12 protein-coding genes and 1 pseudogene are annotated in these 16,635 nt (G+C 60.4%); 7 read left to right on the top strand and 6 right to left on the bottom strand.

The genetic code is table 11. The features are described 5' to 3' along the window. Positions 1-12 precede the first annotated feature (12 nt). Complete coding sequence (locus Pla108_RS20630; RefSeq protein ID WP_449240205.1) at positions 13-813, top strand: IS3 family transposase; 801 nt, start codon at positions 13-15, stop codon at positions 811-813. Here Pla108_RS20630 and Pla108_RS20625 read toward each other — a convergent pair. Together Pla108_RS20625 and Pla108_RS21155 are read right to left on the bottom strand one after the other, a co-directional pair. Beyond that, a complete protein-coding gene (locus Pla108_RS20625; protein ID WP_146446878.1) occupies positions 784-2,862 on the bottom strand; it encodes a recombinase family protein in 2,079 nt (692 codons plus the stop codon). The two genes, Pla108_RS20630 and Pla108_RS20625, sit on opposite strands and share 30 nt — an antisense overlap. Continuing rightward, complete coding sequence (locus Pla108_RS21155; RefSeq protein ID WP_197526771.1) at positions 2,852-3,025, bottom strand: hypothetical protein; 174 nt, start codon at positions 3,023-3,025, stop codon at positions 2,852-2,854. The genes Pla108_RS20625 and Pla108_RS21155 overlap by 11 nt, the downstream gene beginning before the upstream one ends. 516 nt (positions 3,026-3,541) lie before the next feature. On the opposite strand from Pla108_RS21155, the pseudogene Pla108_RS20620 reads away from it, so the two are divergent. Further along, positions 3,542-3,769: pseudogene (locus Pla108_RS20620) on the top strand (transposase); the annotation flags it as partial. A 12-nt stretch (positions 3,770-3,781) separates the two neighbouring features. Here the strand turns inward: Pla108_RS20620 and Pla108_RS20615 are convergent. The 4 genes from Pla108_RS20615 to Pla108_RS21150 form a co-directional block, all read right to left on the bottom strand. Continuing rightward, a complete protein-coding gene (locus tag Pla108_RS20615) occupies positions 3,782-6,415 on the bottom strand; it encodes a BNR-4 repeat-containing protein (protein WP_197526770.1) in 2,634 nt (877 codons plus the stop codon). Positions 6,416-6,741: 326 nt separating this feature from the next. Then, positions 6,742-7,470, bottom strand: coding sequence for a PEP-CTERM sorting domain-containing protein (locus tag Pla108_RS20610; RefSeq protein ID WP_146446876.1), 729 nt, complete (start codon positions 7,468-7,470; stop codon positions 6,742-6,744). Between the two features lie 170 nt (positions 7,471-7,640). Continuing rightward, positions 7,641-9,122, bottom strand: coding sequence for a FecR domain-containing protein (locus tag Pla108_RS20605; RefSeq protein ID WP_146446875.1), 1,482 nt, complete (start codon positions 9,120-9,122; stop codon positions 7,641-7,643). Between the two features lie 18 nt (positions 9,123-9,140). After that, positions 9,141-9,686 (bottom strand): sigma-70 family RNA polymerase sigma factor, encoded by a 546-nt coding sequence (locus Pla108_RS21150; protein ID WP_197526769.1) that lies wholly within the window; start codon positions 9,684-9,686, stop codon positions 9,141-9,143. A gap of 611 nt (positions 9,687-10,297) precedes the next feature. Between Pla108_RS21150 and Pla108_RS20595 the strand changes: the two genes are divergently transcribed. From Pla108_RS20595 to Pla108_RS20575, 5 genes are all read left to right on the top strand, one after another. Next, the gene (locus Pla108_RS20595) at positions 10,298-11,362 is read left to right on the top strand and encodes a DUF1559 domain-containing protein (protein ID WP_146446873.1); all 1,065 of its coding nucleotides are present in this window, start codon (positions 10,298-10,300) and stop codon (positions 11,360-11,362) included. Positions 11,363-11,527: 165 nt separating this feature from the next. Beyond that, positions 11,528-15,559, top strand: coding sequence for a beta strand repeat-containing protein (locus tag Pla108_RS20590; protein WP_146446872.1), 4,032 nt, complete (start codon positions 11,528-11,530; stop codon positions 15,557-15,559). Positions 15,560-15,658: 99 nt separating this feature from the next. After that, complete coding sequence (tnpA, locus tag Pla108_RS20585; RefSeq protein ID WP_146446871.1) at positions 15,659-15,991, top strand: IS66 family insertion sequence element accessory protein TnpA; 333 nt, start codon at positions 15,659-15,661, stop codon at positions 15,989-15,991. Beyond that, positions 15,988-16,314, top strand: coding sequence for an IS66 family insertion sequence element accessory protein TnpB (gene tnpB / locus Pla108_RS20580; protein WP_146446870.1), 327 nt, complete (start codon positions 15,988-15,990; stop codon positions 16,312-16,314). The genes tnpA and tnpB overlap by 4 nt, the downstream gene beginning before the upstream one ends. Before the next feature lie 42 nt (positions 16,315-16,356). Continuing rightward, positions 16,357-16,608: a hypothetical protein gene (locus tag Pla108_RS20575; RefSeq protein ID WP_146446869.1), complete on the top strand. Its 252-nt coding sequence runs from the start codon at positions 16,357-16,359 to the stop codon at positions 16,606-16,608. Positions 16,609-16,635: the final 27 nt, after the last annotated feature.

The following is a 16,635-nucleotide window of genomic DNA, read 5'->3' as shown; positions in this document are numbered from 1 at the left end:
GTCGGGAAACTGGTGAGCCCTTCTCGGAAGCGGGCGGCGGCCGAGGAGCTTCGCGAGAAGTTCTCGGTCTCCGAGCGGAGGGCGTGTCGGACGCTGGACCAGCCGCGGAGTAGCCAGCGTTACCGGGCGAAGCCGAGGGAGGACGAGGGTCCCTTGGTGAAGCGGATGCTGGAGCTGGTGCGTGAGCACGTGCGGTACGGCTACCGCCGGATCGCGGCGCTGCTCAAGCGCGAGGGGTGGCGGGTGAACGTCAAACGGGTCTACAGGCTATGGCGGAAGGAGGGTCTGAAAGTGCCTCAGAAGAAGCGGAAAAAGCGTCGCTTGGGCGTGAAGGAGAACGGCTGCGCCCGCCGCGAGGCGAGGCACAAGAACGACGTATGGGCGTGGGACTTCGTATTCGACCGCACGACCAGCGGCGCGGCGATCAAGTGCCTGACGCTCGTTGACGAGTTCACCCGCGAGTGTCTGACGCTGAAGATCGACCGGAGCCTCACGAGCGAGGACGCGATCGATGCGTTGGCGGAGCAGCTGGCGATGCGTGGCGTGCCGCTTCACCTGCGGAGCGACAACGGGCCGGAGTTCGTGGCCAAGGCGCTCCAGGCGTGGCTGGCGAAGGTGGGGGTCGGGACGCTGTACATCGNGCCTGGGGCCCCGTGGCAGAACGGTTACGCGGAGAGCTTNAACAGCAAGTTCCGCGACGAGTTCTTGGCGACCGAGGAGTTCGAGAGCCTGGCGGCGGCGAGGAAGCTCGGGGCCGCCTGGCGAGAGGATTACAACCGATCTTCATACTGCCTCATTGTTCGATGTGCTTAAAAAACCGAGATTCTTCTGCGACGAGCCAGGTTTCGCGGGGGTTCGGGTGCTGCGTTGGGCTCGCTCGCGTAGCCGTTTCGCGGCCTCGGTCTCAAGATCGGCTCGGTTGATCACCCAGGGTCCGTCCGGGAGCGGGTGTTCACCCGGTATTTCGCCTCGTTCGATCGCCAGCCGCAGCGTGGCGGTGCTAACGCCTACGAGATCGGCCGCTTCGATGAGCTTCAGCCAGCCTTCTTCGTCGCAGCGTTGGCGGTCGTGGCAAGCGATTTTGTGATAGTTGCGGAGCGATACAACTCGCTCCCGTGTCCAACGGTTGCCGCGGCCAGTCCGAATGCCGTTGCGGTTGAGCACGCCGGCGATCACGTCGTCCGAACAGAGCCGAGCCAAGCTCCGAACCGCTTCGACCGCGGGCGCCGAGGTGTGGTTCATCTGACCTCGCCGTCGTCGAGGCAGCCGCAACTCGGTGTGAACGCCACCCTTCCAATGGACGGTCAATACGATCTCGCCGGCCTCGGCTTCGCAATCCGCAACAACTTCTTCGATCAGCGTTCGCACGATCCGCTTCTTGAGGGCGGCGTCGCAGCCGAGGGAGTTCCACACGGCATCAAGGTCAGCGGCCAACTCGGCGAATTCATCTACCGAAGCGGCCCCTTCGCCGGCCGACGATTGATCGGCCAACCTCGCTTCAATAGCCCGTACCTCGGTGAGCGCTGTGTTCCAGCGACGCTCTAGTTCGTCGGCCACGAGGCGGTTGTCGGGGTCGCAGGCGTCGAACTGCTTGCCGGCTCGACGCGCCTGGTATTGCGCCGCCGCGAGGTCTCGCTCGAGGGCGGCGTGGACTTCGTCGCGTTGTCGCTCTTGCTGCAGGCTTGCCAAGACGGCTGCCTCCCTACCGGCGGGCGCCACCACTCGCAGCACCTGCTGGCCGATTGCTTCATCCACGGGAATCCCTCCGAAGGCGATACAACGTGGCTCGCCCTGATCCATCCACCCTCGAACACAACTGTAACGCAGCACGTCGTGCTCGCGACCAGTGTAGCGGACGGTGAGCTTGCGACCGCACCGCCGACAGCGGAGCAGCCCGGCCAGCAACGCCGCGCCCCGCTTGGCGGCGCCGAGGTCCCGGCTGCTGTTGGCAGCCAGTTGGCGGCCGATCTGCTGGAACGCTTCCCAGCCAATGTAGCCCTCGTGCGAGTCGGGGATCAACGCGATCCACTCTTGTCGTGGCTTGCGGCGGACCCGCTTCTTAGTCACCAGGCCGTCGAAGCTCGCCGACTGCTCGGTCTTGCCGTACGTGTAGGCGCCGCCGTAGACCGGATGCGTCAGCAGGCTGTGGATCGTGGCGTAGCTGGGGCGCTTCCACGCGACCCGTCCGTCCGTGTGGCGTGCCGGGAGTTGAAGGTCTTCCTCAAGAAACCAGAGTAGGACCTGACGGGCCGTGCCGAGCTGCTGGAACTTCGTGAAAACCAAGCCGATCGCCTCCTGCACACGGAGGTCGGGGTCCTTCTCCAGACGCTGGTCGTCGGTCTTCACGAACCCGACGGGCGCCGTGATGACCAATTCGCCACGCTGGGCCTTCGCAAGTCGCGCCTCGGCAGAACGTTGACGCAGCAGATCGAGCTCGTACTCGTTGAGGCTCCCCTTCAAGCCCAGCAACAACCGGTCGTTGCTCTGACGCGGTGCGTAGACCGTCTCGTGATCGACCAGCAGCGTATCGACGACCCGGCAGACTTCGACCAACTGCTGCCACTCGCGGCTGTTCCGGGCGAACCGAGACACCTCGCGTGCTGCGACGGCGCCTACCTTGCCCAGGCTGACCTCGGCCACCATCCGCTCGAAGCCGCTACGTCGGGCGTTCCCCGCCGCCGATTGGCCGAGGTCCTCGTCGATCACTTCGATCTCGTTCCAGCCGAGTTGCTCCAACCGCTGCCGCATCGCGTACTGCAGCCGTTGGCTCTCTTGGTTGTGGAGCACCTGGTGTGGCGACGACTGACGGACATAGAGCATCGCCTTGCGAGACAGGTGCTGAGCCCCGATCTTATCGCTCATCGCTCGCCTCCTTGCTGCGGAGTGCTGAGCGGAGCAGCGTCGCGAGCAGCGGAAGTGTCTTGCGCCGAGTGTCGAGCGGCAGTTCGTCCCACCGCGGTCGTTTCGGCATTGGGCGGAACAGGTTGAGCTGGAGAATCTTGGAGCCTGGGCGGCGGCGGGGCATCGGCATCTCCCGGTGGCGAGTTGGGGAAATGCCGCTCTTCTAACCCATCGGCCCCACAGCTCCGCAGCAAGTCACGGAGCAGGCGGAGGTCATCGACACCAACTGCCGGATCCGTCGCTACCCCCATCCCACAACAGGCTGCGTGATCGAGCATCCAGAATGGGAGCTCCCGGATCTGCCCCGAGTCGTCTCGACAGCGGCACACCCGTCGGCCGCCCCGGACGTAGTCCTGCACGACCGCGACTCGCTGGCCGAACCAAGGATGCCAGCGGTAATGCACCTCACGACAATCGGTGCTGTGGGTCTTGTCTCGTTGGGTTGTACAACCATCACCGGCCGCACAGCTCGCTGGGGTACGTGACCCCGGTGGAGTTCGCGGCCCGCTGCCCTCCCTCCGCTCCGGAGACTGCTTCGGCTACGCCTCAGCAGTCTCCTCCGCTACGGCAGGGCAGCGGCGTTCCCCAAACCGTACTCTCATAGCAACTGGTACAGGTTTTTGGGGCAGGCCAGGTGGGCGTCCGTGAGGCGATCGAGTCGGTCGGCGCCAGGCTCCTTTACCTGCCCCCCTACAGCCCCGACTTCAACCCGATCGAGCAGGCCTTCAGCAAGTTCAAACGACTGCTGCAAACGGCCGCCGAACGCACCGTCGAAGCCCTCTGGAAGACCTGCGGAAAGCTCCTCGAACGCTTCTCCAATGACGAGTGCCAAAACTATATCCGACACTGCGGGTACCGCTACGATTAAAAGGGACGCGCTCTAGAGGAGTGGTCGCCGCAGCACTATAAGTATCGCTACGCGGAGCAACAGCAGGCAGGCAGAAGGCTCAGGCACTTCGGCGGAGAGGGTCGGGGCGGCCGCCGTTCTCCTGTAGTTGCTGCTCCAGATGTCGTAGCCTGTTTGGCTGCTGTCGGGCGAATTGCCGTCGCGCCACACGGTGTAGTCGGCAGCATCCACGACGCCGTCATGATTGAAGTCTCCGGCGAGCGACGCCGTCGGCTGTACCGCGGCGATGCCCAAACCGTCGTACCATGCACTCTGAAAGGCACCACCGGTTGAATCGTCGATGAGTACTTCGATCGAACCGCCTTCGTCAACTTGTGCACGGCCAACGTAAGCCCGATAAAGCGACCGCAGGCCTTCGTCGAGTACTGGTGCGATTTCGAACTGCTCAGCCTCGGCCTGCTGGGCTCCGCGGGTACGGTAGAGCTCCATATGCTCCGCATCGAAGCCGGCCTCGATTTGCCAATCTTGATTCCCATCGCTCCAGAAGAAGGCGAAGACCTCGTATTCGCCTGATTCAAGGTCGGTGATCGTGGTCTTGAGCCTTGGTGCCTCTTCTCCCCCCGAATCGTCGGCAGTGAAGACACCTTCTCCATTCCCCACACCGGTGCGGCGACCCCAGGCATTATCGATGGTCCCCGGTTGTGCCGACGGAGCCCCGAAGTTTGCAGGGGCTCCATTCGCTAACGTCGTGTTATCGATCGTTGCATCGATGAACCGGACCTCACCGAGTTGCTCTTGGTTTCGGTCAATGACTCCGACGACCGCGGTGTCGTAGTCGTGTGAGTTGTCCATTGATCCTCGCCACCACAGCACAGCGGTACTGTTCTCGTCCCAGGAGGGGATGATCGGGCGGAGGTTGTCGTACGAAGAGTTTTCCGTCACAGCGGTCCAGGTCCAGGTCTGGCCTGCATCGGCCGTCTCGCCACGATAAATCTCATGGTGTGCGAGCTGCTCGTCGGTAGTGGGATCGATCTCGGTTGAAAGGTAGATCGTGTTGGGGTCTTGCGGATGCAACGCACCAAGTCCGGTGTAGTCGGTCTCGTTGCCCGGAAAGAGCTGGCCGCCTGCCTTTGCAATTTCGGTGGTCGTCCACTCAGTGGTTTGCGGATCAAACCGAGCGAACCACACTCGATGGTCCCCCGCCCCCGAGGAATGGCTGCCGAATCCGCCGGCCCTCGCCTTGAACAAGACAGAGATTGATCCGTCCTCATAGGTCTGCACATCAGTGTTCCAGACTCGAGAGTTCGAACTAGTCCCCGACTGAAAGACCTGGGTGAAGTCATCTGTCGAGGATACGTTACCGGGATCAAACGACTCGGCTGCGTCGAAGAGGTTGTCGTCGATCACCACGCCATCGGAGTTGTAGAGCTTTCCGTTCTGGATATAGGCGTGATAGAGGCTGTTGTTGTAGTCACGGGGATGAAACTCGGTCGCAATCAGATCGATACGATCGACACCGTTACTGACGTACTTGTAGTAGCCGTTCACATAGCTCGAAGAAGGCGGGCCCGATGCTTGCTTCGTCAGCTGTCCACCGTACTGCCAAGTCCCGCCATTGTCATCCGAGTACATGATGTGCGGACTCTGATTCGTACGGGCGATGTTGTAGAGCCTGCCGACACCGTCGCCATCGGGATCCTCCGCAGAAAGCTGAAAGACATTCGAGTAGGTGGTGCCGCCGTTACCGGGGGCATTACTGGGGATCACGTCCCACCAGTGGTACTCTGATTCGGCCCCCCAGGCCTGGGCCTCAGCGTCATAAGTACGGTAATAGCTGCGATCGTCTTCAACGCCGTCCAGCCTGTTGTGTGCCGCGTAAACCGCCAGGATGTCGCCATCGGATTTCTTAAGCAGCGCCGGCACGTTGTGGTCATCGCCGGCACCATACGACTCGAGATCATTATGCGTGTACCGAGTGCGTACACCGGTCGACAAATTAAAGTGCGTCGTCTGCACATGGCCGTCCACCGACTCGCCTCCATAGCCATCGCGGTTGGCGATTGAACCGACGATAAGCTGACCGCGTTGGGCGTCAACAATCGCTCGCTCGTCTTGGAACCAACTCCAAGCGCCGTTGTTGGCAAATTGAACCAGGTTGCCGTGGACGACATCCTTCGGTGGAGTGGGAGGTAGACTGTCCAACAATTGAGCGGAGAGGCTGTCGAAACTGACATTCCTAGCGCTGCCGGAGCCGCTGATTCGTTCCGAAGCAAGCGTAAACCGAACTGACTTAGCACCAGCCGGCGCGGCACCAAAGAGCGATGCCGATGACCACATCCCCGAACTTGTCGGCTGGGATTCGGTGCTGAACACCAAGCCAGTGCCCAAAGGCGAAGCGGCGGCGTCGAAAAAATCCATCGAGACAAAGCCACCATCGCCAGCGTCGGCCGCATTGTAGGAGAAGTTAAGTTCGACATAGTTCGACCCCGTGTCGATCTCAGACGAATAGCTCGACAGATCGATCGTCTGGAAGATGTTCATCTGCTGACTGCTCGGAAACGAGGCGTCAGGATTCGGAGCCAGTCGGTTCGCCGTCAGAAACTGGCTTCCTGTGTTGGCAGAAGTCGGATCAACCGGGCTCAGGCCGACGCCCGACGTCACGTACATGGCCCCCTGGCCCAACGTCCAAGCGGTTGGGACCGGCGCACCAGGCGAGTCCAACTCAAAGTCCGCATTAAGCAGGGGGAGGGGCGTCGCCCAAAGAGTCGTTCCACAGAGCAAGATGGCAACGACAGACAACGCACAAAGCCGAAGAGGCATAGTAATGGTCGGTAGTCTCTAGGATGCTGAAATCTGAGGAAGGAAGAACGCACGGGTTCTCCTTCCAGCCGGCTGATCTATCTCGCCGGAGAAAACAAGTAAAGCAAAGTCCCTAAAAAGACGCGGGCGTCGCCACCTAGTGACGACGCCCGCGATCAAAAACTCTTAATGCTCTAGGACCGCGACGACTTACAGAAGCCAACGGCGGTTAGCCCCAGGACGAGGAGCAGAGCCGAGCCAGGCTCAGGAACTGGCTGGCCGATCGATCCCGAGATGTTGTCGATCCAGATGTTCGTCTCCGAGCCACCTGATCGGGCCGTAGAGATCGAGAGCGTAACGCTTCGAGCCGAGACTGGGACAACGCCGCCAACGGTTTCTTCGAACCAACCCGTGAAAGCAAAGCCGTTGTCGTCGTCGAGCGCCACGCTGTAACCAGCTCCAATCGGTGCCCCGGTGCCATCGGTTGAGCTATAGAAACTCAAATCAAAGGCCCCTGTATCGCGGCCGTCATTGCTTGACCAGACAAAATCAACCTCGAGAACTTGGTCTCCTGCGTCGATCAGGCCACCGAAAGCAGAAAGGTCGACGGTCTGTGTCAACAAGTCATTCTCTGACTGCGATCCTACCCCTGCGGACTGTCGTGCCGTGGTGAGGAAGTAATCTCCGAGTCCTGATCCCGGCGCTGCCGCTGCCTGAGCCGCCGTCGGATTGCCAACTTCATCCGCAACGCCAGTCCAAAAGCCGTCGGGGCTTTCATCAATCCAGCCAGTGGGCGGTGCCACGTTGTCTGCCGCATCGAGTTCAAAATCGCCGTTAACAATCGCGATCGGAGCGCCGAAAGCGGGGGCGGTACAGAGCAAAGCGGCCCCGAGAATCAGCTGTCGATTGAATTTAATAGTCATGGGATGTCTCTCAATGAAAAGAAGAAAAGGAGGGATCGGTGATTAGGTGGTGTACCAAAGGGGTCACAACCAGCCGATGCCGTTTGTCACTCAATTAGCTTCATACTTTTGTTAAAGGAAACCTCCCTCAGCACGCCAGGGGTATTAAACCAATCCGTTGGCAGGAACGTCTAAAGCTCCGTCTCAAGTGGAGTCGCTGCGATGCCGTACATGTTGGCCCCGGCGCTGATGTCGCGATACTTCTGGCCAGGCAGCCGGCCGTTGGGGCCAAGTGTCACGACGCCACCTTTCGGCACATCTTGCATCCAGATGGAATGGGTCCGCTCGATGCTCATGCCAGGCCCCACGCCGGCAAAGTCTTCGAGTCCCGGCTTGTGGTCCAAAGGATCGTGCCATGCCTCGTCAATGCCAATCACGTCTCCCGTATCGCTAAAGTCGCGAACCAGCCAAGCAGGCGGAGTGATTCGCTTGTCGAGCAGCACGTAGACTCTGGCGGGCTGATTCAGTGTCAGCTCCATTGTCAGGTCGGGTGTGACCTTGTCGTTATTGAACGTCTTTACGTAGTCAGCTCCCAAGAGGTAGGAGGGCATTCCTGCTTCGGTCGCACCATTCCATTCATAGCGCCGATCAACGAACGCACGAGCGTCTTCTATCATCCCAGAGGCAACCACCTCGTAGAAACTCCACAAGCCTTCTCGCTCGTTGTTATCGACGACCGAAGCGATGACGGGTTCGGCCACTGGCTGGGAATGGGGTAGGACGCGACTCACATTGACAAGACGCGACAACGTGCCATCACTGCTGACGCTAACCGCCTCGCCAGTTCGGAAGCGGCTGGCCGATGCCTCGGAATAGTCCTGGTTCTCGGTGGGCGCTTTGCTCACCTTGAGATCGACGACACCGTCAAAAACAACGAGATCCGTACCATCGTGGGTCACTTCGACTGAAAAAACGGTACCTAGATCGACCACTTCGGCAGAGGTGGTCTCAACAACGAATCCTTCAGCCCCCTTCGCAACATCCACTTCGATGCGACCTCGCAAAAGCCGAAGTCGATCAAGCGACACCACTTGCAAGATGACGGGAGCTTGCAGTTTGGCCACGGTGTCGCTGAGCAAATGCAGTTCCGCCTCGCCGTCTTCTAGCCAGAGGGTGTCGCCCTGCCTGACGGCGTCGATGTCATGATTTCCTGGCCGACCGAGCGACCAGCGACTCTGCGGTCCCCTTGCCATCAAGCGACCGAGAACTGATACGGCATCGGCCTCTGCGCTGACAGACGCTGCCGGAGGGACTTCGTTGGGAGCAGCAAGGAACTGACCGCCAAACCCTGCTATTAGAAGGCTTGCTGCTATTGCGATGGCCCAGGCGTAGGCGTGCGTTCTTCGGGAATTGAGATGTTCGGGTTGCTCCCATGCTGATGTGTCCAGCAGGATGCGACCGAGTTCATCTTCACAGCGAGCTTGCCCCGCGAAATGCCAGCCAAGATTGGCGTGAACCAGTGTCAGCTTCCAGTACTCGTCGCGTGCCTCTGCTGACGAATCGAGCAGCTCTGACAGTTCCTGGATGCCATCCTCGGTTAACGTGCCTTCGCACTTCTCCGACACCAACTGTCGGAGGCGGGCGATCGTTTTGAATTCGAGTGGGTAAGCCACTAGCAAGCTCGCGATGGTCTAAGCGGGATGGCTGGTGTGCGAGAGTTTGCGTTCAACGCAATTGCGGAGCATCACCCGAGCGCGGGCGATCGTCTTGTAGACCGTGCTCAATGGCTTACCGCTCTGAGTCGCCAATTCCTGAACGGTCGATCGGTGACTGTAGTATTCCGCGACAAACTGGCGTTCTTCTGGCTTGAGGCAGCTGACGCACTCGGCGAGGGCATCACGGCGCTCTTCGCTGTACAAGGACTCATGCGGCCAGGACTCGGCTACCGTCTCGAGAAGACCGTCGTTGAACCACATGCGGCGGTTGGCTGACTTTGATCGATAGCTACGAATCTCGAGTGCCGCGAATGCAAAGGCCCACCGCAGAAAGGCTTGGCCAGGGTCGTACGCAGATCGCTTCCTCCACAGCGCCAAGTTGACCTGCTGCAGCAAATCGTCGGCGTCCGTTTTGTTGGGGGTCATGCCGATAATGAAGGCGCGCAGGTCACCCTGGCTCCCGGTGAGGCGCTGAACGAATGCATCGTCAGCGGGGCAGCTATCGTTATCTGCTTCAAGCACTAGCTGCTCCTTTGAGCATTCAGCTTCTCCGAAAAAGAAAGTGCGTTGAGGATGATTCGCATTTGCCGACGCGAGCCGCGCTCGCTGGTCGTACCAACCGCCAGTGAGAAGCGCGAGACGTAGAGCTAAAGGACAAGAATCTAGACTCGTAGACGAGAACTCACCAAGAACTATCGCGGCGACCTCACGAATTTTGCCTAGAGAAATCCTGAAAAAGAGCAACTTGGCAGGCTCGATCGGCAGGAAAGCACTTGTTGCAAATGGTTTACGACAGCTAGCAGCCGATCTCCCCCGCGCGAGGCAAGTCGGTTTTCTAGAGAAACTTTTGCGATTAGGCGACAAAAAACCGTCTCTTGCAGCGAACATCTGCGAGAGACTGCGCCGCCATTGACTGGGCCGTGCGATCCCACGGTCTTCCTGCAGGACCGAGGGCGTCGGCTAATTAGTGGTTTGGCGGTGACTGCTCACTAATCGCGACTCTGTTTTCCATCCGACTCGGCCCCCCACGCGCGACTGCGGCGTAAAGCCGCTATGCCCGCTTGGATTCGCGGCCCGACGTCGATTGTCTCCTTTCGACTTCTACTCAGAACTTCCACAGGAAACCGATTCGCATGTCTCAACCTGTGCCTGCCTCTCGACTCGACACGAAGCCAGAAGGATTCACGCTGGTCGAGCTCTTGGTCGTCATCGCGATCATTGGCATCCTGGTGGCACTATTGCTCCCAGCGGTCCAAGCGGCTCGCGAAGCAGCCCGCCGCACGCAGTGCACCAACCAGATGCGGCAAATCGGCATCGCTACGCACAACTATCATGACGCGACCGGAGAGCTCCCGCCCTGCCGCGTGGGCGATGGCCAGCAAACTTGGCTGATGCTGATTCTCGACTACATGGAAGATTCGCAGATCAAGGATCTATGGGACCCACAGCTTGGCTGCTTTTACGACCAGGAGTACGCGACTCGCACCGCTCAAGTGGGGGGGTTCTACTGCCCTTCGATGGCGCATGACGGACGGGTCCTCATCAGCAAGAACCCCCCTGCTGACCCCCATGGCGGTCACTCCGATACCGAACCCGACACGGGAAGTGGTGGCTGGAGTGGCTCGATGTCCGACTACCGCGCGGTTGGTGGATCGACTTGTCCGATCGATGTGAATGGCAACTTGATCACCTTTGGGGACTTCAACGAAACGTACCAGCCCTTTCTTGATGGTGCGATCCCACAAGCAAAGAGCTACGTCAAAGGCGGCGTTGGCAACCGCGGTGCGATCAGCTTCCGTGGAAAGACGGCCTTCCGTAGCATCGTTGACGGTACGAGCAAGACCTTCCTCGGGGGCGAAGTCGGCCGTGGCACCTCGGAGCGTGGACACGCATTCAACGGCGACCACAACGCGATGCTGCAGATCGGTGAGCTTCAGGCGTTCTGTGACAAATGTGTCACCCCTTTCGACCCCGAAGACCCATACGGGAACACCACCGGCGGTGACGAAGGATTTGGCAGCGCTCATCCAGGAATCTCCAACTTCTTGTTCGTAGACGGCCACGTTGAAGCGATCACACGTGACATCTACCCACGCGTCTTGGATCGAGCTGCTACGCGAGCGGGTGAAGACCTGTACGATTGGAGCGACTCCGACCTACCGACTTGCCAGACGTCGGGGGGACCCGGTCCCCTCTGATTTCTTCTGGTACCCCTTTGTGCTCTTAGCTGAGGGCAAGCCGTATTGAAGGCAAAAAGGGCAGAAGATTGAGCCAAGAGATGGCGAGAGTAGCGGACTCGCCGGCGGTGCCATCACGATTGATCTACTCACATACGACAAGTCTTGTCTTGGAGCCTACTTCAGATGACGTTCTACATCACGCACGACTTACTTCGTCGCACGGCCCTGTTCGCGGCGGTACTCTTAGCCAGCACAGCGCACGCCGTCATTATCGGCTTTGAGGCAGAGGACGGCTCTTCGACGACAACGAGCGTGACGCCTACGCTCGGTACCGACTTCACCCCCGCAGAAAGCGACCTTTCTGCCCTGGGTGGTGCGTACCTTACCCGGACGGGCAACGCCAGCCTTACCTCTCCTGGGTCGCTCACGAACGTCCTCAGCTACGATGTCGACTTTGCCGAGGCAGGCGAGTACGACCTCTACGCCCGGCTCCTGGTCGAAGTTGGCGTAGCCGACGACAGCTTTTACTACGGCAATGGTTTTGGTGCCAAAGACGTTGCTACCTCGTCAGACTGGGTGCGACCTAACGGCCTACCCGACCAGGGGTTCCCAGCCGCAACGTACTTCTGGATCAACCTCTCAGAAAATATCGGAGCGTTTCCCTCGGGCACACCGACGACGTTCACCGTAGACACCCCCGGGATTGAGACGATCCAGTTCGGAGGACGCGAAGACGGGCTCTACTTCGACGCTTTCGCGTTCGGCACATCGACCGACATCTTCACCGATCAGCAATTGAACGAAGCCGTCACGGATACATTTAACCCGCCGAACGAGTGGGGCCTGGCCGGCGGCGGCGATTTCAACACCGCCGTCAACTGGACCGACGGAGTCGTTCCCACGTTCGACGCGTTGTTCGGAACATCGATCACTCAGAACGCAGAGATCACGCTGGACAACCCCGGGGCCTCGCTCAACTCGGTCACTATCAATAACACGTCCAACCAATACACCCTCGCGGGCCCCAACGCCCTGACACTAGTCGCCTCGGCCCAGGTCTCGACCAGCGGCACGCACGTGATTGCAGCGGATGTGGCAGGCAGTGTGGGACTGACCAAGCTGGGCAATGGGACGCTCTTGCTCGAAGGGGCAAAAAGCTACACCGGCACAACGGATGTCCAAGTAGGCACGCTGCGGGTCAGCGACCTTGACGCGATCGACAACCAATCAAGCAGTGCCCTCAACATTGAGGCAGGTGCGACCGTCGTCCTCGATCCCGGTACCACCGGAACTTTGGCTGCCCAGCTGACAGGTGCATCAACGATAGATAGCGACGCGACGCTCCGAGTCAACGATGCCGTCTCTATCAACCGTTCTAACGCAGGCTTCGGCGGTGTGGTTCGGGTCGATGGCGGAACCCTCTCTGTGAGCAATAGCAACGCCTTGGGTGACGGCGGCCAGCTGAACGACCGTACTGTCGTTCAGGCCGGGACGGACTCGAAGGTCGCTCTGTCAGGGAACGTTGCTATAACCAGCGAAGTTCTTGACTTCGAAGGACGCAGCACCGACGCCCCCGGACTGACGAGTTCGGGAACCAACTCCTGGAACGGCGTCATCCGTGGCGAAGGCACCAGCGTCGATTCGCAGCTGAACATTGAATCGACTTCCGGCACGCTGACTCTGAATCGTCTCTATGCGGAAGACTCTAACGAGCAGTTCTCCTATGTGTTCTCCGGAGCGGGCAACACTACGATTACGGGTCGGATCTCCGACGCCGACATCGATATCGACGCCGACATCGTTACCGTCAAAGCCAATGACAACGTCGGCGTCGTGAAACGCGGAAGCGGCACGCTGACGATCGGCTATGCCAGCGCAGAAGAAAACGATTACTGGTTCGGCCCCACCGTGATTGAAGAGGGCACGCTCAGCGTGAACGCCAGCGGCGGAACGGTCGGCGAGCTGCGGAGCTCATCCATCACGGTCCAATCAGGCGGCACGCTCGATGTGTCAGCGTACACGGAATACACACAGCAAATCGGCCAAGCGATCACCGGATCAGGATCGATCAATGCGGGTTCCGGCAATCTGCGTTTGATTGATGTCAGCAATGTCGCGCCTGGCGACGCCCCCGGAGCAGTCGGAGAACTTACCGTCACTTCTGGGACCGTCACGCTCCCCGACTTGGGCCTCGGCGGCGGCGGCGCATGGAGCTTCGACGTTGGCAACGACTCCGACGCTTCTGGAGACTTGCTGAATGTGCAAAACGGATCGTTTACCGCGAGCACCACTGGGATCACATTCAACGTGACTCCTGCCCACGGCCACTTAGACGCCGGATCTCGGACAATTATCTCTCACACCGGCGGAGCGAATTCGGGTCTCAACTCAGCCACCGCCCAGATCACCGACTCCAACGGCAACGTTCTCAACACCCGACAAACGGTCGCCGTTAACGGAAGCACCGCCGGTCAGGTGAACGTCGTGGTAACCGGCGAAGAAGCCTCTCGCACTTGGAGCGGTGGCGTATCGGGTGCCTGGGACACCGCGACTTCAAACTGGCAAGGCGGCGACCAGCAGTTCCGCGATTTGGACCATGTCACTTTCAACGACTCGGCGAGCACAACCAACGTGAACCTCGCCGCAAACCGTGCCCCAGGCTCGATGACGTTCGCTAACTCGGCACCGTACACGTTCTCCGGGACGGGCGGCATCGTCGGTAGCGGCGACATCAACGTGACTGGCACGGGGGAAGTGACGCTGGGCAACTCCGGCAACAGCTTCACCGGAACGACGACCATCGACGCGGGGAGCAGCCTGCGGATGACGACCGCGTCCACCGGATCCATCACGAACTCCGGCACCCTCTCGCTGGGAACGCCGCAGACGATCAACGTAATGGTCCAGAACGGAACGGAGTCGGTTGGGACAGGCGGCTACAAGGTCTTCGCATTTGAAGCAGAGGAGTTCCAGTCACTTACTGAGAACGCTCCTGGCGACACGACCTGGATTGTCCGCAACGACATCGCGGGCTCTTCTGGCGCAGGGGCTGACGGCGAGGCCCTTTACGCCACGGAGACTACCACGAACACAAACACTTCAACCACTAACAAGAACTTCGTTACCTATAACATGAAGTTCACTGAGCCCGGTTCTTACATGTGGTTCTTCCACGGGGTCTCCACCGACGGCGGAAACGCAGCGCCCGGGGCGGATGGCGATGCGGGCAACGACGACAGTTTCTACACCGTTACCGGTGACATGGACTCCGGCAACACGGACCCAGCTGGCCTGGGAAGCCGCGTCGACAACTTTGGGTCAGCGCGGATCGCAGCCGAGGGGGTCATTCCCAATAGCGATGGCTCGCTGACTTACGATTGGTACCGCAACGGCGACTCGGAAAGCAACGCGGGCGAGTTCCACCGCATCAATGTCACCCAGTCGGATGTGGACGCGGGAACCATCTTCAACTTCAAGATCGGTACCCGTGAGGGCGGCATGACGCTCGACAAGTTCGCGTTCGTTGCCGATGCCGATTTCAGCACCGATCCCAACTTCGGCACCCTGACGGACGCCGATCTTGCCGCTGCCTCGTCAGTCTCGACGATCCAGGATACGTTCACCGGAGCGGGTTCCATCCTTGATGTGAACGGCGACTTTACGATGACCGACGGTGCCACGCTGAACATGCTGCTCAGCTCGCCGAATGTCCACGACCAGCTCAACGTCAGCGGTCTCCTGTCAGCGGATGGAGTGCTCGCCCTCGACGCAGCAGGCAACGGCTTCGCAGCCGAGGCGGGCGACGTCTTCGATATCTTCGCTTTCGACTCTGTCAGCGGTGCGTTCGATGACATTCAGCTGCCCGCTCTTGCCCTCGGCTTGGAGTGGGACACGAGCAACCTGCTCGTTACGGGTGAACTCGCCGTATCGGCCCTCGTACTTCCGGGCGACTACAACGCGGACGGATTCGTTAACGCCGCAGACTACACGGTCTGGCGAGACAATGTCGGTACCGACATCGCGTTGGCGAACGATCTGATCGGTGGGACAATCGGCAGCGCCCAGTACGATCAATGGTCGAACAACTACGGTTCCAGCTACGAGTCGCTTGCCGCCGCTTCGCAGGCGATTCCCGAACCGAGTTCGGCGTTATTGCTCTCGCTTATCGTCGCGGCAGTCTCATCTGGATTCGCAAGGCGTGTTGGTGCTCAGTAGACAGCCAACCAGCACGCTGGTGTCCGTTCCGCGGAGTGCATCTTCTTGGCTGTCCGCTAGTGGGTCAAGCTTTGGCTTTCTCGATCTTGGAGGAAGTCCATGGCGAAGTTGCAGCGGGATGCGGAGAAGGAGCGGCGGTGGCGTGAGGTGCTCGACCGGCAGGCTGCGAGCGGGTTGTCGGTTCGTGAGTTCTGCAGGCGTGAGCGGCTTACGGAGTCGCAGTTCTACGCTTGGCGACGGACCATCGGGGAGCGAGACAGCGAGTTGGCGCCGTCGTTCGTGCCGATGGTGGTCAGCGACCAGCCGGAGAACGATGAGTTGATCTCCATCGAGTTGGTCGGCGGCCACGTAATCAAGCTGCCGGCTTCGACGACTCCGGCGGCGTGGCTTGCCGAGTTGGTGCTCGCTCTGGAAGCGAGGCCCGAGCGATGATTGCCGCGGACCTGGCGAACACGCAGGTATGGGTGGCGACCACGCCGATCGACATGCGGAAGTCGTTCGACGGGCTGGCGGAGGTGGTCCGCTCGTTCCTCGGCCACGATCCGCTGTCTGGCAGCCTGTTCGTGTTCCGCAACAAGGGCGGCCACCTTGTGAAGGTGCTGTGGTGGGACCGCGACGGGCTGGCGATCTACTACAAGCGGCTGGAGCGGGGCGAGTTCCGTTGGCCGCGTAGCAACCAGGTGGCGGTCGAGATTACGTGCGACCAGCTGCTGCGGCTGCTCTCGGGCCTGGAGGTATCGCGTCGAGCCGCTTGATTGCGGTAGCGCGATGATTCGACGCCCGGTAGAATCATCTTCATGGCCGCTGTCGATGAACTGCCGAACGATGTTGAAGCCTTGAAGCGGCTGCTTCTCGAAGAGCGCGAGCAACGGCAAGCGGCGATCGACGCCGCTGTCGACGAGGCGGTGAAGGCGGCGGTCGCCGCGATCTTGCGTCGCTACTACGGCCCTGTGATCGGCAGTCGAAAAGTGCAGCGCCCGGCGGGCCCCGGTGGCGCCCGAATTGTGCAGCGCGCAGCTGTGCCGAGTGAGCCGTTAGCAGGAAGCTGAGAGGCCGTGGGGCGGGGGCGAAGCCCC

This window comes from Botrimarina colliarenosi (assembly GCF_007859955.1).
Taxonomy (GTDB): Bacteria; Planctomycetota; Planctomycetia; order Pirellulales; family Lacipirellulaceae; genus Botrimarina; species Botrimarina colliarenosi.
This window is presented reverse-complemented; position numbering and strand designations above follow the sequence as displayed.

Bases quoted from the DNA above. Each gene is read 5' to 3' on its own strand.
- Pla108_RS20615 (WP_197526770.1), bottom strand. From the start codon at position 6,415: ATGTACGTGACGTCGGGCGTCGGCCTGAGCCCGGTTGATCCGACTTCT.
- Pla108_RS21155 (WP_197526771.1), bottom strand. From the start codon at position 3,025: ATGCCCCGCCGCCGCCCAGGCTCCAAGATTCTCCAGCTCAACCTGTTC.
- Pla108_RS20590 (WP_146446872.1), top strand. From the start codon at position 11,528: ATGACGTTCTACATCACGCACGACTTACTTCGTCGCACGGCCCTGTTC.
- Pla108_RS20625 (WP_146446878.1), bottom strand. From the start codon at position 2,862: ATGAGCGATAAGATCGGGGCTCAGCACCTGTCTCGCAAGGCGATGCTC.
- tnpA (WP_146446871.1), top strand. From the start codon at position 15,659: ATGGCGAAGTTGCAGCGGGATGCGGAGAAGGAGCGGCGGTGGCGTGAG.
- tnpB (WP_146446870.1), top strand. From the start codon at position 15,988: ATGATTGCCGCGGACCTGGCGAACACGCAGGTATGGGTGGCGACCACG.
- Pla108_RS20610 (WP_146446876.1), bottom strand. From the start codon at position 7,470: ATGACTATTAAATTCAATCGACAGCTGATTCTCGGGGCCGCTTTGCTC.
- Pla108_RS20575 (WP_146446869.1), top strand. From the start codon at position 16,357: ATGGCCGCTGTCGATGAACTGCCGAACGATGTTGAAGCCTTGAAGCGG.
- Pla108_RS20595 (WP_146446873.1), top strand. From the start codon at position 10,298: ATGTCTCAACCTGTGCCTGCCTCTCGACTCGACACGAAGCCAGAAGGA.